Source organism: Bradyrhizobium sp. Bra78, from assembly GCF_024519855.1.
Classification (GTDB): domain Bacteria; phylum Pseudomonadota; class Alphaproteobacteria; order Rhizobiales; family Xanthobacteraceae; genus Bradyrhizobium; species Bradyrhizobium japonicum_G.
In genome coordinates, this window is record NZ_JALJRE010000003.1 from 583,459 (window position 1) to 607,155 (window position 23,697).

At 63.8% G+C, this 23,697-nt stretch carries 21 protein-coding genes; 10 read left to right on the top strand and 11 right to left on the bottom strand.

Annotated features, from left to right (window positions below; genetic code table 11):
• Nucleotides 1–21: 21 nt before the first annotated feature.
• Genes hpaD through OC450_RS10045 form a run of 3 tightly spaced genes read left to right on the top strand, consistent with a single transcriptional unit; the run spans nucleotide 22 to nucleotide 3,532 of the window.
• Nucleotides 22–1,005, top strand: coding sequence for a 3,4-dihydroxyphenylacetate 2,3-dioxygenase (gene hpaD / locus OC450_RS10035; RefSeq protein WP_211382819.1), 984 nt, complete (start codon nucleotides 22–24; stop codon nucleotides 1,003–1,005).
• Nucleotides 1,006–1,008: 3 nt separating this feature from the next.
• The gene (locus OC450_RS10040) at nucleotides 1,009–1,878 is read left to right on the top strand and encodes a fumarylacetoacetate hydrolase family protein (RefSeq protein WP_211382818.1); all 870 of its coding nucleotides are present in this window, start codon (nucleotides 1,009–1,011) and stop codon (nucleotides 1,876–1,878) included.
• A 25-nt stretch (nucleotides 1,879–1,903) separates the two neighbouring features.
• Complete coding sequence (locus OC450_RS10045; protein ID WP_256806390.1) at nucleotides 1,904–3,532, top strand: thiamine pyrophosphate-dependent enzyme; 1,629 nt, start codon at nucleotides 1,904–1,906, stop codon at nucleotides 3,530–3,532.
• Here the strand turns inward: OC450_RS10045 and OC450_RS10050 are convergent.
• The 5 genes from OC450_RS10050 to OC450_RS10070 form a co-directional block, all read right to left on the bottom strand.
• Nucleotides 3,510–4,751 (bottom strand): MFS transporter, encoded by a 1,242-nt coding sequence (locus tag OC450_RS10050; RefSeq protein ID WP_211382816.1) that lies wholly within the window; start codon nucleotides 4,749–4,751, stop codon nucleotides 3,510–3,512. The two genes, OC450_RS10045 and OC450_RS10050, sit on opposite strands and share 23 nt — an antisense overlap.
• A 55-nt stretch (nucleotides 4,752–4,806) precedes the next feature.
• Nucleotides 4,807–5,460: a DNA oxidative demethylase AlkB gene (gene alkB / locus OC450_RS10055; protein ID WP_211382815.1), complete on the bottom strand. Its 654-nt coding sequence runs from the start codon at nucleotides 5,458–5,460 to the stop codon at nucleotides 4,807–4,809.
• A gap of 9 nt (nucleotides 5,461–5,469) precedes the next feature.
• Nucleotides 5,470–6,216, bottom strand: a complete 747-nt coding sequence (locus OC450_RS10060; protein WP_262047785.1) for a 2OG-Fe(II) oxygenase — start codon at nucleotides 6,214–6,216, stop codon at nucleotides 5,470–5,472.
• Between the two features lie 158 nt (nucleotides 6,217–6,374).
• Nucleotides 6,375–7,061, bottom strand: a complete 687-nt coding sequence (locus OC450_RS10065; RefSeq protein ID WP_211382813.1) for a DUF2848 domain-containing protein — start codon at nucleotides 7,059–7,061, stop codon at nucleotides 6,375–6,377.
• Complete coding sequence (locus OC450_RS10070) at nucleotides 7,054–8,403, bottom strand: amidase (RefSeq protein ID WP_211382812.1); 1,350 nt, start codon at nucleotides 8,401–8,403, stop codon at nucleotides 7,054–7,056. Before OC450_RS10070 ends, OC450_RS10065 begins: the two co-directional genes overlap by 8 nt.
• A gap of 177 nt (nucleotides 8,404–8,580) precedes the next feature.
• Here OC450_RS10070 and OC450_RS10075 point away from each other — a divergent pair, with 177 nt between their 5' ends.
• The 3 genes from OC450_RS10075 to OC450_RS10085 all read left to right on the top strand — a co-directional run bounded on the left by OC450_RS10075 (nucleotide 8,581) and on the right by OC450_RS10085 (nucleotide 11,189).
• A complete protein-coding gene (locus OC450_RS10075) occupies nucleotides 8,581–8,994 on the top strand; it encodes a Zn-ribbon domain-containing OB-fold protein (RefSeq protein ID WP_027568974.1) in 414 nt (137 codons plus the stop codon).
• A gap of 3 nt (nucleotides 8,995–8,997) precedes the next feature.
• Entirely contained in the window at nucleotides 8,998–10,137 is a 1,140-nt protein-coding gene (locus OC450_RS10080; protein ID WP_211382811.1) for a thiolase C-terminal domain-containing protein, read from the top strand.
• Nucleotides 10,138–10,274: 137 nt separating this feature from the next.
• On the top strand, nucleotides 10,275–11,189 hold the full coding sequence (locus tag OC450_RS10085; RefSeq protein WP_211382810.1) for an SDR family oxidoreductase: 915 nt from the start codon (nucleotides 10,275–10,277) through the stop codon (nucleotides 11,187–11,189).
• 42 nt (nucleotides 11,190–11,231) lie between these two features.
• Here OC450_RS10085 and ppc read toward each other — a convergent pair whose 3' ends face one another.
• Both ppc and OC450_RS10095 read right to left on the bottom strand, forming a co-directional pair.
• Nucleotides 11,232–14,021: a phosphoenolpyruvate carboxylase gene (ppc, locus tag OC450_RS10090; RefSeq protein ID WP_211382809.1), complete on the bottom strand. Its 2,790-nt coding sequence runs from the start codon at nucleotides 14,019–14,021 to the stop codon at nucleotides 11,232–11,234.
• Nucleotides 14,022–14,907: 886 nt separating this feature from the next.
• Nucleotides 14,908–15,186 carry a hypothetical protein gene (locus OC450_RS10095; RefSeq protein WP_262047786.1) on the bottom strand — a complete coding sequence of 93 codons (279 nt, stop codon included), beginning with the start codon at nucleotides 15,184–15,186 and terminating at the stop codon, nucleotides 14,908–14,910.
• A 591-nt stretch (nucleotides 15,187–15,777) separates the two neighbouring features.
• Here OC450_RS10095 and OC450_RS10100 point away from each other — a divergent pair.
• From OC450_RS10100 to OC450_RS10115, 3 genes are all read left to right on the top strand, one after another.
• Complete coding sequence (locus OC450_RS10100; protein WP_256806393.1) at nucleotides 15,778–16,239, top strand: hypothetical protein; 462 nt, start codon at nucleotides 15,778–15,780, stop codon at nucleotides 16,237–16,239.
• 194 nt (nucleotides 16,240–16,433) lie between these two features.
• Complete coding sequence (locus OC450_RS10105; RefSeq protein WP_262047787.1) at nucleotides 16,434–16,628, top strand: hypothetical protein; 195 nt, start codon at nucleotides 16,434–16,436, stop codon at nucleotides 16,626–16,628.
• A 1,239-nt stretch (nucleotides 16,629–17,867) separates the two neighbouring features.
• Nucleotides 17,868–18,632 (top strand): outer membrane protein, encoded by a 765-nt coding sequence (locus tag OC450_RS10115; RefSeq protein WP_211382806.1) that lies wholly within the window; start codon nucleotides 17,868–17,870, stop codon nucleotides 18,630–18,632.
• Nucleotides 18,633–18,911: 279 nt separating this feature from the next.
• On the opposite strand, the gene OC450_RS10120 is transcribed toward OC450_RS10115, so the two are convergent.
• Nucleotides 18,912–19,433: an HdeA/HdeB family chaperone gene (locus OC450_RS10120; protein ID WP_249128937.1), complete on the bottom strand. Its 522-nt coding sequence runs from the start codon at nucleotides 19,431–19,433 to the stop codon at nucleotides 18,912–18,914.
• Between the two features lie 622 nt (nucleotides 19,434–20,055).
• Here OC450_RS10120 and OC450_RS10125 point away from each other — a divergent pair.
• Nucleotides 20,056–20,502: a c-type cytochrome gene (locus tag OC450_RS10125; protein WP_262047789.1), complete on the top strand. Its 447-nt coding sequence runs from the start codon at nucleotides 20,056–20,058 to the stop codon at nucleotides 20,500–20,502.
• 169 nt (nucleotides 20,503–20,671) lie between these two features.
• Here the strand turns inward: OC450_RS10125 and OC450_RS10130 are convergent, their stop codons facing one another.
• From OC450_RS10130 to OC450_RS10140, 3 genes are all read right to left on the bottom strand, one after another.
• Nucleotides 20,672–21,076 (bottom strand): YccF domain-containing protein, encoded by a 405-nt coding sequence (locus OC450_RS10130; RefSeq protein ID WP_262047790.1) that lies wholly within the window; start codon nucleotides 21,074–21,076, stop codon nucleotides 20,672–20,674.
• Between the two features lie 121 nt (nucleotides 21,077–21,197).
• Nucleotides 21,198–21,992, bottom strand: a complete 795-nt coding sequence (locus OC450_RS10135) for an enoyl-CoA hydratase/isomerase family protein (RefSeq protein ID WP_256806395.1) — start codon at nucleotides 21,990–21,992, stop codon at nucleotides 21,198–21,200.
• A 124-nt stretch (nucleotides 21,993–22,116) separates the two neighbouring features.
• Nucleotides 22,117–23,661, bottom strand: coding sequence for an acyl-CoA synthetase (locus OC450_RS10140; RefSeq protein ID WP_262047791.1), 1,545 nt, complete (start codon nucleotides 23,659–23,661; stop codon nucleotides 22,117–22,119).
• Between the last annotated feature and the right edge of the window lie 36 nt (nucleotides 23,662–23,697).

A 23,697-nucleotide genomic window follows, 5' to 3' on the forward strand; every position in this document is an offset into this window, starting at 1 on the left:
GGTCTAGAGAGGGGAAACGCAATGCCCGTACCGCAACACATCTTCGAACCGCCGTTCAACATCATCCGCTCCAGTCACGTCGTGCTCGACGTGACCGATCTGAAGCTGAGCCGCGAGTTCTACGAGACCACCGTCGGCCTGCATGTCGAGGACGCCGACGACAATGTCGTGTACTTGCGCGCCGCGGAGGAGCACCAGCATCACTCGCTGGTGCTGCGGAAAGCCGCCGCGCCCGCCTGCAACCGGCTCGGCTTCAAGGTCGGCAACGACGGAGATCTCGACAAGGCGGCCCGCTTCCTGTCCGAGAACGGCCTTGGCTACGCCTTCGTCGACCAGCCGTTCCAGGGCCGCACCCTTCAATTTACCGATCCCTTCGGCTTCCAGATCGAGCTGTATGCCGCGATGGAGCGGCGCCCGCATCTGCTTCGTCGCTACGACCTCTACAGGGGATGTCATCCGCAGCGGCTCGACCATTTCAACGTGTTCGCCGCCGAGGTGCAGGACACCGTCGAATTCTATGCGCGGCTCGGCTTCCGTCTCACCGAATATGCCGAGGAGGACGGACCGAACGGGCGCATCGCCGCGGCCTGGATGCATCGCAAGGGCAATGTCCACGATTTCGCGATCACCAACGGCAAGGGCCCGCGGCTGCACCACTTCGCCTATTGGACGCCGACGGCGATGAACATCATCCATCTCTGCGACGTGATGGCCTCGCAAGGCTTCGTCAAGAACATCGAGCGCGGCCCGGGGCGCCACGGCATCTCGAACGCGTTCTTCCTTTATGTGCGCGATCCCGACGGCCACCGCCTCGAGCTCTACACCAGCGACTACTTCACGGGCGACCACGACCACGAGCCGCTGCGCTGGTCGCTGCGCGATCCGCGCCGTCAGACGCTGTGGGGCGCGCCTGCCCCGCGTTCCTGGTTCGAGCAGGGCTCGCCGTTCGCAGGCCAGGCCGTGCGCGAGCCGAAATTCGTGGCCGACGTGCTGGTGGCGGATTAGGCGATGAAGCTACCTCGCCTCGCCACCTACTCCGTCAAGGGTGAAACCCGCTACGGCGCCGTCCTGGAGAACGGCATCGTCGATCTCTCCCCGCACCACGCCATACACTATCCGACGCTGCGCGAGGTGATCGCGGCTGGAAAGCTCGCAAGCCTTGCCGAAGAAGCCGCCGGCCGCGCGCCGGACCATGCGCCTGGCGATATCATTTGGCTGCCGCCGATACCCGCGCCAGAAAAAATCATCTGCATCGGCGTCAACTATCCCGACCGTAATGCCGAGTACAAGGACGGCCAGGACGCGCCGAAATATCCGAGCATGTTCATGCGCTCGCCCCGCTCCTTCGTCGGCCACGACACGCCGCTGGTGCGCCCGCGCGCCTCGGCGCAGCTCGACTACGAGGGCGAGATCGTGCTGGTGATCGGCAAAGCCGGCCGGCACATCCCGGAAAGTGCTGCGCTCGATCACATCGCCGCGCTGACGCTGTGCAACGAGGGCTCGGTACGCGACTGGCTGCGCCACGCCAAGTTCAACGTGACGCAGGGCAAGAACTTCGATTCCAGCGGCAGCCTCGGCCCGTGGCTGGTGCCGTACACGAGGGAATCTCAACTTGCCGACATCCGCCTCACCACCCACGTCAATGGCGAGCTGCGGCAGGATGACCGTACCAGCCGGCTGATGTTTCCGTTCCGCTATCTCATCAGCTATATCTCGACCTTCGCAACGCTCGTTCCCGGTGACGTCATCGTGACGGGCACGCCGACCGGCGCAGGTGCGCGGTTCGATCCGCCGCGCTATCTGAAGCCCGGCGACGTCGTCGAGGTCGCGGCCGAGGGCATCGGAAAATTGCGCAACGGTGTCGCCGACGAAGCCTGAAGAACCATCGAAGTGGAATAGTGCAATGACTACCCTCACCGGCGGCGAAGCGATCGTAAGCGGCCTTGTCGCCCATGGCGTCGACACCGTGTTCGGCCTGCCCGGCGCGCAGGTCTACGGCCTGTTCGACGCCTTCCACCAGGCCCAGCTCAAGGTGATCGGCGCGCGGCACGAGCAGGCCTGCGGCTACATGGCGTTCGGCTATGCGCGCTCGAGCGGCCGGCCCGGCGTGTTCAGCGTGGTGCCCGGCCCCGGCGTGCTCAATGCCAGCGCCGCGCTGCTGACCGCCTTCGGCTGCAACGAGCCGGTGCTGTGCGTCACCGGCCAGGTGCCGACGCAGTTCCTGGGCAAGGGCCGCGGCCATCTGCACGAGATGCCGGATCAGCTTGCGACCTTGCGCACCTATGTGAAATGGGCCGACCGGATCGAATATCCCGGCAACGCGCCGACGGTGGTGGCGCGCGCGTTCCAGGAGATGACATCCGGACGGCGTGGCCCCGCCTCGGTCGAGATGCCGTGGGATATCTTTACCCAGCGAGCCGATACGGCGGCGGCACAAGTGCTGGAGCCCCTGCCCGCGCCGCGGCCCGATCCTGATTTGGTCAAGCAGGCAGCTACGCTGATCAGGAACAGCAAGGCGCCGATGATCTTCGTCGGCAGCGGCGCGATCGAGGCGCGCGAGGAGATCCTCGAGCTCGCCGAGATGATCGATGCGCCAGTCGTCGCCTTCCGCAGCGGCCGCGGCATCGTCTCCAATGCGCATGAGCTCGGCCTGACCATGGCGGCGGCCTACCGACTGTGGCCGAAGACCGATCTGATGATCGCAATCGGCACCCGCGCGGAGCTGCCGGCATCGGGCTTCCGCTGGCCGTATCAGCCGCAGGGGCTGAAATCCATTCGCGTCGATATCGACCCGGCCGAGATGCGCCGCCTCGCCTCCGATGCCGCCATCGTCGCCGACGCCAAGGCCGGCACGGCCGATCTCGTCACAGCCGTGACGAAGGCCGGCTATGCCAGGACCAGTGGCCGGCGGGGAGAAATCCGCGAGGCGACCGCGACGGCGCAAGCCGAGATCCAGCGCGTCCAGCCGCAGATGGCGTATCTCAACATCCTGCGCGAGGTGCTGCCGGCGAACGCGATCGTCACCGATGAATTGTCGCAGTTCGGCTTCGCCTCCTGGTACGGCTTTCCAATCTACGAGCCACGCACCTTCATCACCTCGGGCTATCAGGGCACGCTCGGCTCGGGCTTCCCGACCGCGCTCGGGGCCAAGGTCGCCAATCCCGACAGGCCGGTGGTGGCGATCACCGGCGACGGCGGCTTCATGTTCGGCGTGCAGGAGCTTGCCACGGCCGTGCAGTTCAACATCGGCGTGGTGACGCTGGTGTTCAACAACAACGCCTATGGCAACGTTCGCCGCGACCAGCGCGAACGCTTTGACGGCCGCGTGGTGGCGTCCGATCTGGTCAACCCGGATTTCGTCAAGCTCGCGGAGTCATTTGGCGTGGCAGCAGCGCGCGTGACGGCGCCGGACCAGTTCAAGGCGGCGATGGAGAAGGCACTCGCGCATGGCGGGCCGTATCTGATCTCGGTCGAGGTGCCGCGGGACTCCGAGGTCAGCCCGTGGACGTTCATCCACCCGCCGAAGCCTTGAGGCCGGGCGTTCCCTGAAGTCGCGCGGCCGCAATCACCAGCAAGCCGGCGCCTGCGACCGACCAGCAGGCGACCGGGGCCCAGTGCAGCAGCGGTGCGTAGTCCGGCATCTTCTGCAAGCCGCCGGCGACCGCGGCCATCCGTGCGAAGGTGCCGAGGGCCAGCGCCGAGAACACGAGGCCCGTCACCTTGCCTTCCGCGCCGGTCGAGCCGATCGCAAGCGCGGCCGAGATCGCGCTCATCAGCATGCAGCCCCACGCGGCTCCGGCGAGAAACTGAGCGACGACCAGCGTGTCGAGGCTGCCGGCAAGCTCCGCCGCCACGATCGCAACCGCGCCGCACAGGCCGGCGGCGCCCATCACGATCAGGCCGCCACGGTGCTTGACGACGAGGCTCGCCGGAAACATCGCGATGTTGAAGCCGATCCAGAACACCGGCATCAGCCATTGCAGCTCGTCAGGCCTTACAAAGCGCAGATAAAACGGCGCGCTGTTCATGGCAAAGTGCAGCTGATAACCGAGCGCCAGCGCGACCGTCGCAACGATGAAGATGATGGACGTGATGCCGAGCGGCTTTGCCGCCTCGGCCGGTGTCGGCGGCGGCGTGTCGCGCGCGACATCGTATTCGATCCGCGACATCGCGAGCGCCGTGAGCAGCAGCGCGACGCTGGAGATCACGAACGGCAGCCGCGCATCGTGCTCGCGCAGCACCACCCCCAGATAGGGCGAGACGGCGCCGGCGACGCCATAGCCCAGCAGGGCCAGCGCCGCAAGGAACGGCACCTGAGGCCTGGCGCGGTATTTGCCGAGCAAGGTCAGCGGCGGCGCGCGTAGCGCGGAGGACGCGATCGACCACACCACGATCAGCGCAATGAACCAACCCTGCGCGGCCACGCCTGCTCCGGCGACGAAGGGCAGCGCCACGAACGCGCCGCACGAGATCGCGGCCACGAGCGCGACGAACAGGCCAAGCCTGCCGACATAGGGCGCGATCTTGTCGGCCGCGACCCCCATCGCGGTGTCGGCAATTGTGAAGATCGCCTGGTCCAGCATCAGGATGAGGATGACAGCGGAGGGTGCAATGCCGACCTCAGCCGCGAGTTTTGGCAGATAGATGACGTAAGTGGTCCACCCCAGCGTGAACACCAGCTGCAGCACAGCCAGATACAGGCCCGTGCGGTTGGCCGTCCCGGTGTCGGCCGATATCTGTCTAGTCGCCATGTCGCGGCCTCCCCCGCCCCCAAGCTTAGACGAGTGAGGGCTGTGAGAAAACGCGTCAACGGACCTTTCGGAAGGTCAAATTGATCCGTTTCCGCCCGAGCAGCACATGCTCGCCGTCGGCAAGCGGCGCCACACCGTGATAGGCGAGCCGGCTAGCCCCGCCCCAGACCACGACGTCGCCATGCACGAGCCGGAAGCGGCGCGGCTTGTCGCTGCGCGCCAGGCCACCGAACAGGAAGGTCGCGGGCAGCCCGAGCGAGACCGAGACGATCGGCGCCGAATAGTCCAGCTCGTCCTTGTCCTGATGCAACGACAGCCGCGTGCCGGGCTCGTAGCGATTGACGAGGCAGGCATCGGGCGCAAAGCCTTCGAAGCCGCCCTGCTCCGCCGCGCGGCGCGCGAGATCGCGGAACACGGGCGGCATCGCCGGCCAGGGCGCGGCGGTCTTCGGGTCGATGGGATCGTAGCGATAGCCGGTGTGATCGGTGATCCAGCCGCGCTCGCCACAATTGGTCATGGCCACCGACATCTGGTAGCCGCCCGGCGTCGTCATCCGGCGGAACGGCGACAGTGCCACGATCGCACGCACCGCGGCGATCAATTCGTCCTCAATCGGCTTGACGAACCCGCGCAACAACACGGCACCGTCGGCGATCTCCTCACGCGACGGCTGCGCCTCGGCAACGCTGTCGAACAGATCAGCCGTCAACGCCTGCGCTCATTTGGCATCATGAAAAATCACACCCAATGTGTGGCGCTGGCCGGACCTGATACGGCTGACGCCATGGCGCAGATTAACCCGGTAGGTGCCGCGCGTCCCCTGCACCGGGCGATGATGCACAGCGAAGGCGACGGCGTCGCCCTGCGCCAGCGGCACCACCTCGGCGCGGGACTGCATGCGCGGGCGCTGCTCGGTCAGCACGAACTCGCCGCCGGTGAAATCGCGCCCCGGCTCGGACAAGAGGATCGCGACCTGGAGCGGGAACACGTGCTCGCCATAGAGGTCCTGGTGCAGGCAGTTGAAGTCGCCGGCCTCATATTGCAGCAGCAGCGGCGTCGGCCGCGCCTGCCCCGCCTCGTGGCAGCGCTTCAGGAACGCCGCATGCCCGGCGGGGTAGCGGATGTCGATCCCCATCGCCTCGTTCCACCGATTGGCGACGCCTCGCAGGTGCGCGTAGAGCGCCGGGCGCAACTGCGCGATCAGATCGGGAAGCGGATAGGTGAAATATTTGTATTCGCCGCGGCCAAAGCCGTGGCGGCCCATGACGATGCGGCTGCGGAAGTTGGCATCGTCGGGATAGAGCTCGGCGACGGCGCGGCATTCGCCCGGTGTGAGCAGGCCTTTCAGGACGGCGCAGCCCTGGGAGTCGAGCTCGGTGGTGATCTCGGCCCAGTCGAGGGCATCGACATGGGCGGTGAGGTCGGCGGACGGGTTGTGAGGCGATTTGCGTGCTGTTGCTGTCATGGCCACGACCTTCGCAGGATCGATCGACCTTGCGCCACCCGATTTCCGACTGCCTCCCCGTGATTGCGAGGAGCCGTTGCGACGAAGCAATCCAGAATCCCTCCGCGGAATCAGCCTGGATTGCTACGCTTCGCTCGTAATGACGGTGCGGAGGCAGATCAGCCCCTCACCGGCAGCGTCGTCACGTCGTAGCCGTGCTTGATCGTCCGCTTCAGCACGGGGTCCTCAAGCTCGAAGTCGAACCGGTCAGCCGGACGGATTCCGCCCTTGGCCGCAAAGGTGCCGCCGAACATGGCGCAGCCGTCTGGCAGCCTCCCACCTTCGAAGCCGCGCGCGACGAGGTCCGCGATCGGCAGCATCGCGTCCAGCGTGCCCTCCTGATACAGCACGCGCTCGCCATTGATCGTGGCCCAGGAGCGCAGGATCATCCTGTCCCAATGGCCGATGACGTCCTCGAGCTCCCACAGCGTCGAGGCGATCGGCTTGTCGCACATCTGTTTTGAGACAGTGACGTTGTAAGCCTCGACCTTGCGGTCGGTGTGGTCGGAGCCGCAGCCGACGAAGGTGCGGCCCTGCCAGCCGATCAGCACGAATTCGACCTCGCCGGAGGAGTCGCCGCCGCAGCATTCGATGCGGTCTTGCATGGTCAGCCGCCGCGCCGAGGCGCGATAATAGATCGGCGTCGTGGCCGGCCGGGCGATGCCCATGGCCTCCAGCTCGGCGATGTGCTTGTCGCGCGCGATCGTGTCGCGGCCGGTCCAGCCGGCGATGACCATCTGGTCGATCGCCAGCGTCAGCGGCGTGGTGGTGTCCTGGGCGTCGACGATGAAAGTCAGGTCAAACACGAATTACGGCCTCCATGCCGGCAGCTAGTTCAAAAATACGACGATCCGCCCCGCCCGCACCCGCCAGCATCAGGCCGACCGGAACGTCGCCTTCGCGATGTGCAGGCAGCGAGATGGCGCAGCCGTCGATCATGTTGATCAGGGTGCAATTGCGGAGCGCCCGCAGGTTTTCCCTGGTGAATGCCTTGTCGTCGGCAAGATCCGCGATCTTCGGCGGCGTATTGGCGGCGGTCGGCAGCACCAGCGCGTCATAGGGCGCGATGCGCGCGTTGACGCGCGCGATCAGCGAGCGGCGCTCGTTGAGGAGATCGATATAGTCGGCCGCGCTCTGCGCCTCGCCGCGCATGATGCGCACGGACACGCGGGGGTCGTAGACGTCGCCCTTGGCCGTGATCAGATAGCGATGCCAGGCGTAGCTCTCGGAGGCCGCGAAGCCGCCCTTGGCATTCATCGGGCCGATGTCGTGGAACTCGGCCATCTCGATGCGCTCGACGATCGCACCATGATCGGAAAGCGTCTTGAGCGCGCGCTCGAAGGTTTCGGCAACCGCTGCATCGAGGTCATCGAGCGCGATCGCGGTCGGCACGGCCAACCGCATACCCCGGACCGGCCGCGGCTTCAGCGGGGCGATCGGCTCGTTCGCGAGCACGGCATCGAGAATGGCACAGCAACTGACCGATCGCGCCAGCGGCCCGATGCTGTCGAGTGAGAACGACAGCGGCACGGAGCCGTCGAGCGGCACGCGGCGCTGCGTCGGCTTGTAGCCGACGATGCCGTTATAGGCGGCCGGAATCCGGCAGGAGCCGCCGGTGTCGGTGCCGAGCGCGCCATGCGCCATGCCGTCGAGCACGGACACTGCGGCGCCCGACGACGAGCCGCCGGGGACGTGGCCCGCAGCCCGGTTCCAGCCGCCCTTCGGTGTGCCATAGTGCGGATTGATGCCGATGCCGGAATAGGCGAACTCGGTCATGTTGGTCCGGCCGATCACCACGAAGCCGGCCTTGCGCAGCCGCGCCACCGTGGCGGCATCCTGCTCGGCCGGCGCAGAATCGTCGAGCGCGCGGGAGCCGGCGCGCGTCACCTGGCCCCTGATGTCGAACAGATCCTTGATCGAGACCGGGATACCGGCATAGCGCGACGGCGTGGCCTTCGCCTTGCGCAAGCCGTCCATGGCATCCGCCGCCGCGAGCGCGGCCTCCTTGTCGACATGAACGAAGGTGCGCCGGCCCTCGCCGGCGGGATCGGCGATTTTGGCGAGGCACGCCTCGACCAGCTTGCGGGAGGTCGTGTGGCCGCTTTCGAGGTCTTCGGCGAGCTTCGCCAGTGTCGGAAAATCGGGCATGTCTGTCTCACGGAATATTTGCGCGCAATCTATAGCGCGGCCTCAGTTCGACACAAGCATTGTGCGCATGATGGCATGCATGCGCATTGCTGGACCGTTGACGCGCCATGGTCGATTGTCGCATCAAGATTGAAACAGGCAGGTCTGAAACCTGAGCCTTTGGGAGGATCTGCCGACATGGCCGAACCGCAACGCGCACGACCGAAACCGACGCCGGAGACCCAGCATTTCTGGGACGGCACCAAGGCGGGCGAATTGCGCCTGCAGCGCTGCGACGCCTGCGCGCATGTCTACTTCCCGCCGCGGCCGTTCTGCCCGTCCTGCGCCTCGCGCAAGGTCAGCATCTTCAAGGCGAGCGGCAAGGGCTTTCTCTACAGCTACGTGATCAACCACCGCCCCGCCGCGCCCGGTTTCACGCCGCCTTACGCCATCGCGGTGGTCGAGCTCGCCGAGGGGCCGCGGATGATGAGCAACATCATCGACTGCCCGCAGACCCCGGAGGCACTCGAACTCGACATGAAGCTCGAAGTCGCCTTCGAGGCACTTGACGACAAGATCACCCTCCCCGTTTTCCGTCCGGCGAAGGGATAGGCCATGCGCAGCAACCAGGTTGCCGTCGTCGGCGCGGCCGAGACCACCGAACTCGGCGTCATCCCCAATGTGTCGCAGCTGCAGCTTCACGCGGATGCGGCGCTCAATGCCATTGCGGACGCCGGGCTGAAGCTGTCCGACATCGACGGTTTTGCCACCGCGGTCGAGACGCCGCAGCAGGTCTGCCACTATCTCGGCATCAAGCCGACCTGGGTGGACGGCACCTCGGTCGGCGGCTGCTCCTTCATGCTGCACGTCCGCCATGCCGCAGCGGCGATCGAGGCCGGCCTCTGCAAGACCGTGCTGATCACCCATGCCGAGAGCGGCAAGTCGATGATCGGCAAGGCGCCGCGCTCGATCCCCGCCGACAGCCTGCAAGGCCAGTTCGAGGCGCCGTTCGGCGTCTACGGCCCGCCCAGCATGTTCCCGATCCCCGTGCTGCGCTTCATGAAGACCTACGGCATCACCCACGAACAACTTGCCTCGGTGGCCGTAGTGCAGCGCGAATGGGCCGCGAAGAATCCGCGCGCGATGATGAAGGACCCGATCACGGTCGCCGACGTGCTCAACTCGCGCATGATCGCCTACCCGTTCCGCCTGCTGCAGTGCTGCCTCGTCACCGACGGCGGCGGCGCGCTGATCCTGACCTCGGCCGACCGCGCCAGGGATTTTCCGCGCAAGCCCGTCTACATCATGGGCACCGGCGAGAGCGTGGAGACGCCGATGGTCAGCCAGATGGAGACCTTCAATTCCTCGCGCGCGTTCAAGACCGCGGGCCCCCTCGCCTTCAAGGAGGCCGGCATCGCGCACAAGGACGTCGACCATCTCATGATCTACGATGCGTTCGCGCATCTGCCGCTGTTCGGTCTCGGCGACCTCGGCTTCATGCCGCATGAGGAGACCGGCAAGTTCATCGCCGACGGCAACACGCGCCCCGGCGGCAAGCTGCCGCTCAACACCAATGGCGGCGGGCTCTCTTACATGCATTCGGGCATGTACGGCATGTACGCGCTTCAGGAGAGCGTGCGCCAGATGCGCGGCATCGCGCCGGCGCAAATCGCCAACGCGAAGATTTCGGTGTGCCACGGCGTCGGCGGCATGTTCGCCGCAAGCGGCACGATCGTGTTTACGAACGAGAGGTAATGCCTGTCATTCCGGGGCGACGCGAAGCTACGAGCCCGAAATCCATACTCCCGATCGTGGTTATGGATTCCGGGCCTGCGCCTTTCGGCGCATCCCGGAATGACGGCGGAATTTGGAACGCATAGCGGAGAATCCACATGACGAAATCACTGCAAGACAAGGTCATCATCGTCACCGGCGCAGGCCGCGGCATCGGGCGCGAGATCGCGCTGCTCTGCGCGGGCGAGGGCGCCAAGGTCGTCGTCAACGATCCCGGCGTCGCCGCCGACGGCGCCGGCACCAGCGCCACGCCCGCCGAGGAGGTGGTCGAGGAGATCAAGAAGCGCGGCGGCACCGCGGTTGCCAATTTCGAGTCGGTGGCGGAAGCGATCCCCGCGAGCAAGATCGTGAAGACCGCGACCGATCATTTCGGCCGGCTCGACGGCGTCGTCAACAATGCCGGCATCCTGCGCGACATGATCTTCCACAAGATGAGCGTGGAAGCCTTCGAGGCCGTCATCAAGGTCCATTTGATGGGCTCGTTCTATGTCAGCCACGCCGCGGCGCGCATTTTCCGCGAGCAGGAGAGCGGCTCCTTCGTGCACTTCACCTCGACTTCGGGCCTGATCGGCAATTTCGGCCAGGCCAACTACGCCGCCGCCAAGCTCGGCATCGTCGGACTCTCCAAATCCATTGCGCTCGACATGGGCCGCTTCAACGTCCGCTCCAACTGCGTATCGCCGTTCGCCTGGACGCGCATGATCGGCACCATCCCGACCGAGACCGAAGCCGAGAAGGCGCGCGTCGAGAAGATCAAGCAGATGGGACCGGAGAAGATCGCGCCGATCTGCGCCTATCTGCTCTCCGATGCCGCCAAGGACGTCAGCGGGCAGATTTTTGGCGCACGCATGAACGAGCTGTTCCTGTTCAGCCAGAACAGGCCGCTGCGCTCGGTGCATCGGAGCGAAGGCTGGACGCCGCAATCGATCGCGGAACACGGCATGCCGGCGCTGAAGGGCTCGTTCTACAAGCTCGACCGCTCCGCCGACATCTTCCCCTGGGATCCGGTCTGACCTGGCTTCACCTCTCACCAGCTTGCGGGGAGAGGTGAACACTTACCCCGTATTCCTCAAGCCCGCCGAGATGCCGTTGATGGTGAGCTGGATCCCGCGCAGCACCTGCTCATCCGGGTTCTGCGCGCGATGCTCTTTCAGCAGCTCGACCTGCACGTGGTTGAGCGGATCGAGATAGGGGAAACGGTGGCGCACCGAGCGCTCCAGCAGCGGGTTGCCCTGCAGCAGGCGATCCTGGCCCATGATGTCCAGCAGCGTCTCGATGCAGGAATGCCATTCGCGGCGGATGCGGCCGAAAATCTTTTCGCGCAGGGCTTCGTCCGGCACCAGCTCGGCATAGCGCGAGGCGATCGCGATCGAGCTCTTGGCGAGCACCATGTCCATGTTCGACAGCAGCATGCGGAAGAACGGCCATTCCCTGTAGAGCTCTTTCAGGAACGGCATGCCCTTGTCGGGATGCTCGGCGATCCACTGCTCGACCGCGCTGCCGAAGCCGTACCAGCCCGGCAGCATCAGGCGGCATTGCGCCCAGGAAAACACCCAGGGGATGGCGCGCAAATCCTCGATTGCGCGGGTCTTCTTGCGCGAGGCCGGACGGCTGCCGATGTTCAGCGTCGCGATCTCGTTGATCACGGTGGACGCCCAGAAGTAATCGACGAAACCATCGGTCTCGTAGACGAGGCCGCGATAGGCCTTGAAGGCGAGATTCGAAAGCTCGTCCATCGCGGTCAGGTATTCGCGTCGCGGCGCGCTCTGGCGCGGATGCAAGAGGCTCGCCTCCAGCGTCGCGGCGGCCAGGATCTCCAGGTTGTTGCGGCCGACCTCGGCATTGGAATATTTCGACGAGATGATCTCGCCCTGCTCGGTGATGCGGATCTGCCCGTTCACCGCGCCGCCGGGCTGCGCGATGATGGCATCATAGCTCGGGCCGCCGCCGCGACCGACCGAGCCGCCGCGGCCGTGGAACAGGCGCAGGCGTACGTGATGCCGCTCGAACACGTCGACGAGATTGATCTCCGCCTTGTAGAGCTCCCAGCCCGAGGTGACGAAACCGCCGTCCTTGTTCGAGTCCGAATAGCCGAGCATGACCTCCTGCACGCTGCCGCGGCTGTCGACCAGGCGCCGGTAATCGTGCAGCGACAGCATCCGGTCCATGATGCCGGAGGAGGCCTGCAAATCCTCGATGGTCTCGAACAGCGGCACGATGTTGATGGCGCTGCGCCCGGAGGGATGGACGAGGCCGACCTCCTTCAGGAGCACCGCGACCTCGAGCATGTCGGACATGCTCTTGCACATCGAGATGATGCATTGGGGAATGGCGTCGGAGCCGAACTTCGCATGCGCCTCCGCGGCGGCATGGAACACGTTGAGCTCGCCCATGGTCTCGTCGCTGTACTTGACGAACGGCGACACCAGCGAGCGCGTTGAGCGCAACTCGTTGGTGAGCAGCGAGATGCGCGCCTCCTCGCCCAGTGCGAGATAGGACATGCCGGGATTGGCGGCGTCCATCAGCTCGGCGATGGTGCGCTCGTGCACCGCCGAGTTCTGGCGGATGTCGAGCCGCGCCAGATGGAAGCCGAAGCAGTCCACCGCGCGCCGCAGCAGCCGCAGCCGGCCGCGGGCGATGACGCGGGCGTTGTTGGAGATCAGCGAGCGGTGCAGCACGTCGAGATCGGCCTGCAGCTCCTTCACGCTCTCGTAAGGCTTGCCCTTGCCGACAGGCCGGCGCGTGATCTCGACCTGAAGCATTTCGGCCGTCGCAGTCAGGCGCGCATAGATGCCGGAGACCGCGAGCCGATAGGGCTCGCCGCTCCGGTGCGGCGAGGTATCGGGCGAGCGCTCCGCCAGCGTGCGCAGCTCCTCGGAGATATCGGCAAGATGCGCCGCGATCGACAGCTCCGAGCCGAGCACGTGCAGCTCGTTCAGATAGAACTGCATCACCCGGCTCGACTGCAGCCGCAGGGTGCCGCGCATCACGTCGGCGGTGACGAAGGGATTGCCGTCGCGGTCGCCGCCGATCCAGCTGCCCATGCGCAGGAACGAGGCGAGCTCGCCGGCGGCCTGCTCGCCGCCCTCCTCCAGCCGGTCCTCCAGCGTGTTGACCAGCCGCGGCACCTCGCGCAGGAACGTGTAATCGTAGAACGACAGGCCGTTGGCGACCTCGTCGAGCACGGTGAGCTTGGTCCGGCGGAGCAGATTGGTCTGCCACAGCGTCAGCACCTCGCGGCGAAGCTGCTCGTCGCTGGCGGCGGTCTCGTCCGCCGTCAGCGCGACGCGCTCGCGGCGGTCGAGCAGGCTGGCGACCTCCATCTCGCGGTCCATCGTGCTCTTGCGGCGAACCTCGGTCGGGTGCGCGGTCAGGACCGGGCTGACGAGCGCGCTCTTGAAGAAGTTGCGCAAGGCGTCGGGGTCGATGCCCGCGGCCCTGGCATGGGCGAGCGTCTCGGCCAGCACGCCGGAGCCGCCCCCCTTGTTGGCGCGCATCTGGCGAATGTTGTTCTGGTCCTCGGCGATGTTGGCGAGGTGGGAGAAATAGCTGAAGGCGCGGACGATCCGCACCGTCTCCGAGGTCGACATGCTGTCGAGGATCTGCTCGAGCTCGCGGCGGGCGGTCCGGTCCTCATCGCGGTGGAACCGGATCGAGGTCTGCCGGATGCGCTCGACCAGGTCGAACACATCGGCACCCTCCTGGTCGCGCACGGTATCGCCGAGGATGCGCCCGAGCAGGCGGATGTCGTCCCGCAGCCGCACATCCGCTTCCAGCGCCTGGGCGTCCTCGGGGCGGTTGGGACGTTGATCTGCGGTGTCGGATGGTAATGTCTGGAGGGACATGGCTCGCTCCCCTGGTTCGAGCTCGCTTGGCTGCCCGGCTCAACCGAGTGTGCAAGTTTTTTGCCGCAGCGCAAGATGAAGTTGGGGGCGGCGCGGCAACGCCACCGGTCGTGGGCTGGAATGCACCTTGCTGACGGGCGCACGCCCCTCCGCGGTCTCGCGGCGCAGGCGCCCGAGCTTTGCGATCCGTTTCGCCCTCATCGAGAAAAAAGGGCGCAGGGAAGGCCGGGCGCCGGCTGGCACCCAGGGTCCGCACGCGGGAAACGCACGCGGGGTGACCACAGGTGATGCCGGGACATCCCAGCCTTCCCTGCGCAATGGTTTTACGGCTTATGGCGCGCTCTCCCCGGGGAGCGATGCACTATTGCCCCCGTCGCCTTGCGGCTGACCGATGCGCCACCCGGTCGGGCAGCTCACACCACCGCAAGCCTTGACGCACAGACCCCGGGCGTCAGGACCACACGCTTTTGCCGTCCGCGGACGTCCCTCCCCGGACATCCGGAAGCTTGCGCGTGCTCGCTCCCGAAGCCGAAAAGAAACGCTGTGACCGCGCCGGGTCGTTCACGCGGATCGCGATGGCTCACAGGCGTAGCCCGCCCTGCCACCTCGTCACGCGCCGGCGCTGCCGCGTCCATCGCATTCCGGCTCACGTATCGTGACGATCGCGAAACGCCCCTTTGGCGGGCCGGGATGTTTTACGGTTTACCCGAAGCTAAGAATTCGATCAATCAGAATATTTGCGGGCCTGTCCCTTGACCTGCATGTGGCGTGTTTTGCCCGTCGGGCAGTGCGAGGAATTGTGTGCGATGCCTTACTCAATCACTTCATCTGCGATGCCCAGCGTGGGCGGTATCGTCACCCCAGCGCCCTCGCGGTCTTGCGGAAATTAGCGCGCGAATTTGTAGTAAGCGACCGCCGCCGAAGTGACTGTAAGCAATGCCGATGCAATCCAGATCGGCCCCAGCACAAAAATGGCTATCGCACCCTGCCCACAGGCACCGCATGCAACCCAAAACAATATTGGAAAAAAACACAGCAGGATGACTACGGCCAATCCTGTACTGAGCCAAACTCCTCTCGCCCCCCATCGCGCACCAAACAACCATGGCATGGCGGGAAAGCCAAAAGACACAACAATCAAGAGATTCATCAGATCGTCGAACATGATTGGCTCTTGGTCGCCAACACGAAGCAGATGGTTCAAGCTCCTGCGAAAACCGCGCGAGCCTTGGTCGTCGCTACCAATTCATCGCGGACGGGACGGCGATGCGCAAAGCACTCAAGAACCCGCTCACGAAGAGACAACCGCCAAGTGCGGATGGAGACTCGCCGACCAGCCCCCTTTGACGCAAGGCGATCTCACATGCCTTCCGACCTCGCGATCTCTGCAAGGTTCTCAAGCTGACTCGCAAGCCCTGCCCAGCTCCGTGAGATGTTCGTCAGCACAGTCGCTCGACGGGCGGAATTCCTCGGATCAGCGGCAAGTAGTTTGTAATCGACGGCATAAGCGCGGCATTGTTCAGCTGTAGGCACGTTGTCCCCATGCGCTCATCAGTGTCCCGGTCGTGACCGATGGCGATGAGACGATCATCACACTTGTTTGGAAGTCGACACAATCAGGGGAAGCCGCGATGCAGCTATGTGACTTTGCGCTATGCAGTTTGTGCCAATTTAGCGCGGCGGGCCGTCACCAAACCCAATACAGGACGCCTACGTGCACAGCCGCGCTGACAGTAAGCTTTCACGGGTATTTGGCATGACGAACTTGAAATCGAGAGCCCTCTATTTGCTTCTTCTCCTGGGTCAACTGACAGGAGCGCTCTTTATAATCTTGGACGGGCTGCCCGAATTCAGGCACCTGATGACCTATCCCGGTGAGCAGCTGCCTTACGAACGGTCTGACAATCTTGCAGCGCCAATCATGATCGTTGCGATGCAAGTCGCCTATTGGTATCGCCTTCGATGCGTTCCGCTTCCCCCTCAGCGCTCGAATCCGATCCTGAGCCACCTGTTTCTCTTTCTGGGGCGCCTTGCTTTCATTTTCGGTGGCTCACTGTTCGGCGTCGTGTTCTTCAGACATTTGCCCGAGATCAATCAAGGCGCCGATCTCTGGCTCATGTTCCGTCGCGGGCTGCAACTGGTGGCGTCGCTATTCGCGCTATTCTGCGTCACGCTGGAACTGGAACGACTGGGGCGTACCCTTGGAGGCAGCCAATAGAAACGACGGATGCCGGTCACCCGCTTCGCATTGGCACAAAGTGCACTAGCCACGCACCGGGATTGTGCTTCTCTGCGATACGCCTCGCCGATCTTTCCAGCCCCCAAGCTTCCTAAGTTTGGCGAGAACGTAGAAGGCCCCGGCGCGGTCAGCAACTTCGTCGGGGCCGGCTAACGCGCAAGATAGCCGAGACGATGGACGCAGAGGAAGATCGCAAACGGGGTTTAGAGCTGGGGCGCCGATGGGCGGAGCATTCTTCAGCACATGAGCTTGCGACCATGGTGAGCGGCTCGTTCGACGATCTCAGCCAAATTCTGCCATCGGATACGTCCGACCATTTCGTCGGCGGCTTTCGCGAGGGCGTGTTGCGCGTCTGGCGCGGAGCCTAGGCGTGCCTCAGCACAAGGGCGCCCGGATGGGGACCAAGCGCCCTTGCACCCCCATCGTTGGCCGATCCAGGTGTGAGTTCTAAGGGATCGTGGACCAGGCCGACGAACGCTGGATTACCGAGCGAATCAATAGCTGAGTCCCTTGCCGCAATTGAGGCGGCTGCATCTTTCAAAAATGCGAAACGGACTTCGCTCGATCATGCCGATGCAGGCGCGCAACACGCCTACCGATGGTGCGCGGCAATGCATCGGCTATGAGGCCAATTGCATCGGCGACGTCCAACGCGCGTCAAGCTTCTCGGCAGTGCTGATGCCAACGGTCGAGCCCCGCAAACGACGCCGCGCTCAATAGCACGGCGGATACGGATAGTAACCGCAGCGTCGGCCGTAATAGTACGCTCCCGTGGCCGCTGCTCCGACGGCAGCTGCGCCTACAGCAGCTCCATAGTACCCGCGCCGATACGCGCGCCGATGCACTCGCCTATTAACCCCCGCAACGCTGCCAGGTGTGAGCGGGCGACCGACACGAGCGTCGGCTTTGTCGACGGAGATGGAGACAGTCCCGGCTGGTGACCAGTGAAGCGACACCGGAGCCAAACACAATATTGCTGCACCGAGGGCCGCTCCGAGCATCGTTGATCTTTTCATGCTCTTGCTCCTAATTGGTTTCTTGCGACGTGCTGGGGCGCGCGGCTACTTTTTCTCTTCGGCAGCACCCTCATTCCGCTGTTCGCGCCGCTCCGTGCGCCCTGTCCGTCGCTCCTGACGCCGTTCTGTTCGCCCTGTTCGTCGATTCTGACGCCGTTCAAACTCCGGTCTTCCCGCCCTCTCGCAGGTCGCCCAAGTTCCGGAGAGTGCGTGTTGATCCAGATCAACCTGGAGGCATGCGCCCGCCAACGATGGACTCAGGCAAGCCGCTATCATCGTTTCCTCACGCCCAGCGCTTGGAATCGCAAGGTCTGCTGTTGTCCTGTCAACGGACATCGTCAGCGCGACGAGGCATGTCCGAAACGGGGGCCAACAACAGACATCGCTGGCGCAAAATTCCAAGATGCAACTTCCTTAGTTGATTGGTCAATGGCACTTACGCAACTCGAGCGCGCATATTACCTAATTTTCCCGACTGTTGCGGCGTAGGCACACCTCATGCTGGTCGGATCAGCTAGGTTCGAGTTGGAATGCCGGACATCCAGAAAAGAACCGGCATCGTTCGGGTGAAACGTGGATGGAGCGAAAATAATGAAGAAGATTTTGTTAAGTGGCATGGCCTTGCTGGCAGTGAGCATGGCGGCACCCGCGTCAGCGGCTGATCTGGCTGCTAGACCTTACGTCAAGGCCCCGCCCCCGGTGGTCGCGCCGATCTATGATTGGACCGGTTTCTACATCGGCGCCAACGGAGGTTGGGGGCAAAGCCACGGTTGTGTGGATTTCGTGACGCCGGCAGGGATAGTCGCAGGTGGTTGCGCCGATCGCTCCGGGGGCCTCGCGGGCGGACAGATCGGGTACCGCTGGCAAACCAATCAGTTTGTGCTCGGCCTGGAAGCGCAGGGAGATTGGGCCGAAATCAAGAACACGCGCGTCAGTCTGATCGATCCGTTGATTTCGACCACCGGCAAGATTGACGCCATCGGACTCTTCACGGCGCAACTCGGTTGGGCGTGGAACGCCTCGCTGTTCTACGTGAAGGGCGGCGCCGCCGTGACACGCAATCGCTTCGATATATTCAACAACGTAACCGGGGTCGGCCTGGCGTCGGCAGGCCACACGCGCTGGGGCGGCGCTCTGGGTGTTGGCTGGGAATACGGCTTCACGCCGAACTGGTCGTTCGGTATCGAATACGACCATCTCTGGATGGGGCGTGACAATGCCGGCTTCGCAGGCGTGGTTACTCCCGGAGGGTTCACCCTCACCGGCAGCGGGGTCAGCCAAGACGTGGATATGGTCACGCTTCGGTTGAACTACCGCTTCGGTGGATACGGCGCACCGGTCGCAGCCAGATACTGATCGCACACATCTCCGCAAACCAAAGCCCCGGCTCGCCGGGGCTTTTTTGTGGATATGAATTTTCTGGCCTTTGCTACTTTTCAGTGTCCGAGTGGGGTCGAACTGCGAAGAACTCAACCTTAGCAAACCTAATCCGACATGCTTCACTGAGCGAACCTCAATGAAACTGCGCCGCTACTTCTCTGACGGGCCATTCGCAGAAGCCATGCTAATGGCCGAGTTCGCATGCATTCGGAAGGCGCTCTCCGTCGCTCGTAAGCGGCTGGAAACTGGTCCAGCCTAGCTAGCTCTGTTCTGAATGGCCGTTGGTAGAGTGCGGGATTTGTTCTTCTTGCAATACGCGACGACCGCTCTGGAATTCCTCTGCAGGCGATCGTAATCCAATACGCTGTTGCTTGCCGCCGCGTTGTAGTAGCCGCTCATAAAATATCTTACAAAGTCTTGATCCTCTGGACCGTACGCCAACCAAGTTCCGCAAGTGATCTTGTTAAAATCCAGCGTAGCGTTAGGCACCGCAGTTACGCCGATCGACTTTTCCAGCCCCACCATCACACTCGCACTCGGGTTGGATTGGCACCACCCTCTTACGCTTGCGACATTTGTCCGATGCAGGTCAAAATCTACAAACGTCCTCCGACTTTCATAACTAAACCAGCCGGTCATCCAAGCCGAAAACTTGCTCGACGGTGCAGCCGGCATGGCGAGATATTCGCTACAGGTGATGCTGCGAATATCGGCCGTCGTGGCAAGCGCCTCACTGGCGAACCCCGGGACAATTGAGACGAACGTGAGGATAATCAACCTGCATCTCATTGTGATGACCTCCCCAGTAACGGGTGACCGACAGGTCACTCGTGATTTAATATGATCACAAGATCTGCATCTCGTGACCCCAATAACTAATCGCCCTTATTGGCGAGTGCCCTAGTTGATCTAGATCAACGGCGGCGGACCCAACTTTCTGTCGGCTTCGAGTCCAGAAGCTGCCGACACGCATTCCGCCGCGTTAGGTCGGCAACGGCCAAGCAGCTGACATCGCAACGGGCGCAGCACGCGTAGAATGGTTGAGCGCTTGCGAAACCCATGATGCCTCGTCTCCGGCGGATGGATTGATGGGTTTCGCTTTCGCTCTACCCATCCTGCGAGCTTGGGCCACAACCGGATTCATGCACCGCAGCAAAAAATAGCCGTTATCCGATCATCTCGCCGGGACGGGCAAGATCGCCAGCAAGTGCGCACTCCCGGGCGCGAACTTTCGGATGATTTTCGGCATGGGCGGCTGAAACAATCGGGTGTCGATACGTTCGTCGCAATTTTCTTGAAGCCTCGTCCCTGAGCCGAAAGCCCGTCTTGATGTGAGTCAATCGTTCGGAGGGCAAACCGGCTAGTGGTAAAGGTCTTCTAGCCGGCGTCGGAGCGCGACATGATAAAATTCGGTGTATGGTTGACGATCGCCGGTCTAACCGCTGGCTTCGCTGCTTCGGCCCGAGCTGAAGACCTCGACATCGGCAAGTCAGAATTTCAGTCTTCCTGCGCGAGTTGTCATGGCGCGGATGCAAAGGGCAAAGGACCGGTCAGCGACCAGCTCAAGACACCGCCTCCCGATTTGACGATGTTGGCCAGGAACAACCACGGGGACTTTCCCGCGAACGCAGTTTATGAAGCCATAGAGGGATTGAAAACAATTCCCGCTCACGGCACTCGTGAAATGCCAATTTGGGGGGAACGATTCAACCCTATTGTGAAATTGCCTCACTATGTTGATCCGTCTTATTGGAAGATGGCCGGGCCGGAGCAAAGCCCGGAAGTCGTCGTGCGAAAACGCATCCTCGCCGTTGTCGATTACCTGAGTCGTGTTCAGCAGAAGTAGCAACCGACGAGCTACGATTGCTTGCTCATCCCGCCTGGCGCCTTCCAAAGCGGAGGGCAAGAAATGCGCGTAGGATGGGTTGAACCCTTGTGAAACCCATCATGCTTCGTCTCGCGCGGACCGATTGAATGGTTTCGCTGCCGCTTTACGCTTCCTACGAGTTCGCGCCTTAAGCCGGCACGATCACCTTGCCGATCGGCCAGAGCGCGATGCCTGCGAGCTTCAGATGCGCCCATGCGAAGGGGATGCCGATGATGGTGATCGCAAGGACCAGCGCCGTCAGGAGATGGCCGAGCGCCAGCCACCAGCCGGCGAGCACGAACCAGATGATGTTGCCGATCACCCCGAGCAGGCCGGTGCCGATATCCTCGACGCCGGTGACCTCGTAGCGATTGACTGCCCGCGAGCCGAACGGCATCAGCGTGTAGACCGCGATGTTGAACGCCGCCCGCGCCCAGGGCAGGCCGATGATGGTCACGGCCATGATGACCGCGGCGACCAGCCAGCCGAACGCCATCCAGGCGCCGCCGATGAGGATCCAGAGGATGTTGAGCAGGATGGAAACGGGGGTCATGGCATAATCCGCGGTTAGTGACCCCGTTCCTATAGCACGAGCTGCGACGTCATGGTCGATCACGTCCGCGCTCGTCGGCGTGTGACCCCCGGCATGACGCCGCAGTTCCGCTCGGCCGCGCTCAGCGGCCCTCGAATTTCGGCTCGCGCTTCTCCATGAAGGCTTTCATGCCCTCGGCCATGTCCTGCGTCTTGAACAGCGGCAGGAGCTGGAGATAGACGTGGTGGACATGGTCCGAGAAGTTTTGGTTCAGGCCCATCCGCATCATGCGCTTGGAGGCCTGCACCGCGAGCGGCGCATTGGCGGCGATTTCGCGGGCGATGGCAGTGGCGCGGGTCATCAGCTCGGCGTCCGGCACGACCTCGTTGGCGAGCCCCCATTCCAGGCACTCGCGTGCGCTCAGCGTGCGGCCGGTGAAAATCAGCTCGGAGGCCTTGGCCCAGCCGAGCATGCGCGGCAACAGCCAGGTACCGCCGGATTCCGGCACCACGCCGCGCTTGACGAAGGCGGCGGCGAGCTTCGAGGACTCCGCCATGATGCGGATGTCGCAGCCGAGCGCGGTGTCCATGCCGTAACCGGCGGCGCCGCCATTGACGGCGCAGATGGTCGGCTTGTCCATCGCCTGCAACACCGTCGGCGGCGTGTTGCGCAAATTGATCGTGGTCGGCGAGGATGCCGCGCTGAGACCGTTGCCGTCGCGCTCCTTGCGCAGGTCGAGGCCGGCGCAGAACGCTCTGCCCTTCCCGGTGAGGATGACGACACGAACGTTCTTGTCCTCATTGGCCTCGGTGAGCAGCCGCGCGAGATCGTTCAGCATTGGGCCGGATATCGTGTTCATGCGCTCCGGCGCATTCAGCGTGATGGTCGCGATGTGGTCGGCGACCTCGTAGAGGACTTCGCTGGTAGCATCGCTCATGACGAATGTTTCCCTGTCAGTTCCCTTGCAGGGTGGGCAAGGCGCGTTTGCGCCGTGCCCACCATCGGCACAATCGGTCGTCATGGTGGGCACGCTTCGCTTCGCCCACCCTACGGATTCCTTCTCAAATCTTCCGTCCCGCCTGCTCCCAATAGGGATCGCGCAGGAGGCGCTTAAAGATCTTGCCGGAATCTTCGCGCGGCAGCCCGCTGCGGATTTCGATGTGTTTTGGCACCTTGTAGTCGGCGAGCGAAGCCTTTAGCCGGCCCCGGATGCCGGCGGCATCGAGCGTGATGCCGGCTTGCGGCTCGACCACCGCCATCAGCGCTTCGCCGAACTCGGCATCGGGGATGCCGAACACCGCGCAATCATGCACGCCGGGAACGGCATGCAGCACCGACTCGATCTCGGCCGGATAGATGTTGACGCCGCCCGAGATCACCATGTCGCGCTTGCGGTCGCAGATGAAGACGTAACCGTCCGCGTCGATATAGCCGACATCGCCTGATGTGATGAAGCCGTCACGGTCGATCTCGGCGCGCTTCTCCGGCTTGTTGTGATAGGTGAAATCGGCCATCCCGGCCATGCGGGAATAGATCTCGCCGATCTCGCCGACGCCCAGCACGCTTCCGTCCTCGCCGATGAAACGCAGCTCGGCACCGGGCGAAATCCTGCCGACCGTGCCGGGCTTGTTCAGCGCGTCCTGCGAAGTTGCGAAGGTGACGGCGCTGGATTCGGTCGAGCCGTAGAACTCGTAGATCACCGGGCCCCACCACTCGATCATGGCGCGCTTGACGTCGGCCGGACACGGCGCGGCGGCGTGGATGATGTGGCGCAGCGAAGAGACGTCGTACTTTTTGCGAACCGCCTCCGGCAGCTTCATCAGGCGAATGAACATGGTCGGCACCATGAAGATGGTGTCGATTTTGAAGCGCTCGATCAGCCCCAGAAACTCCTCGGCCTCGAAGCGCGGCATCAGCACCAGCGCGCCGCCGAGCTTGCCGGCGCGGATGCCGAACGAGTTCGGCGCGGAGTGATAGAGCGGACCCGGCAGGATCGCGCGCGCCCCGGGCTTCAGCCCGTAGATCATCGCGCGCATGCGCTCGCCGGCCGCCGCCTGCTCCGGCGTCGGCGCATGGCGCCGCACGCCCTTGGGGTGCCCCGTCGTGCCAGAGGTGTAGATCATGTTCATGGGCTGCGGCACGACCGGGCCGTCATAGGGCTGCAATGCCGCGAGCCAGGATTCGAAATCGATCGCGAAGTCCGGCGTCTTCAGATGATCCGGATCGATCTTGTAGTTGGAGAGAATCTCCGGCGGCGTCGGCACGCTGAGCACGGTCACGCCTTTCGGAATCGCATCGCGCAAGGCATGCAGCATGTCGGCATGGCCGATCAGCACGGACGTTCCGGTATCGGCGAGGATGTAGTTGATCTCCTCGGGCTTGAAATGCCAGTTGATCGGCACGCCGTAGGCCCCGAGCCGCATCGCGGCGTAGGCGGCCTCAAGGAAGGCGATGTCGTTCCGCATCAGCATGCAGACGCAATCGCCCTGCTTGACGCCGATCTTGCTGAGACCGGAAGCGATGCGATCGGCGCGGCTCGCGACCTCGGCGTGGGTGCGACGGCGATCGCCCGAGACGATGCCGAGGACTTCTGACATTTCACTCATTCTTGCTGTCCGATCTTTCGTCGGGTTTGAGATCTC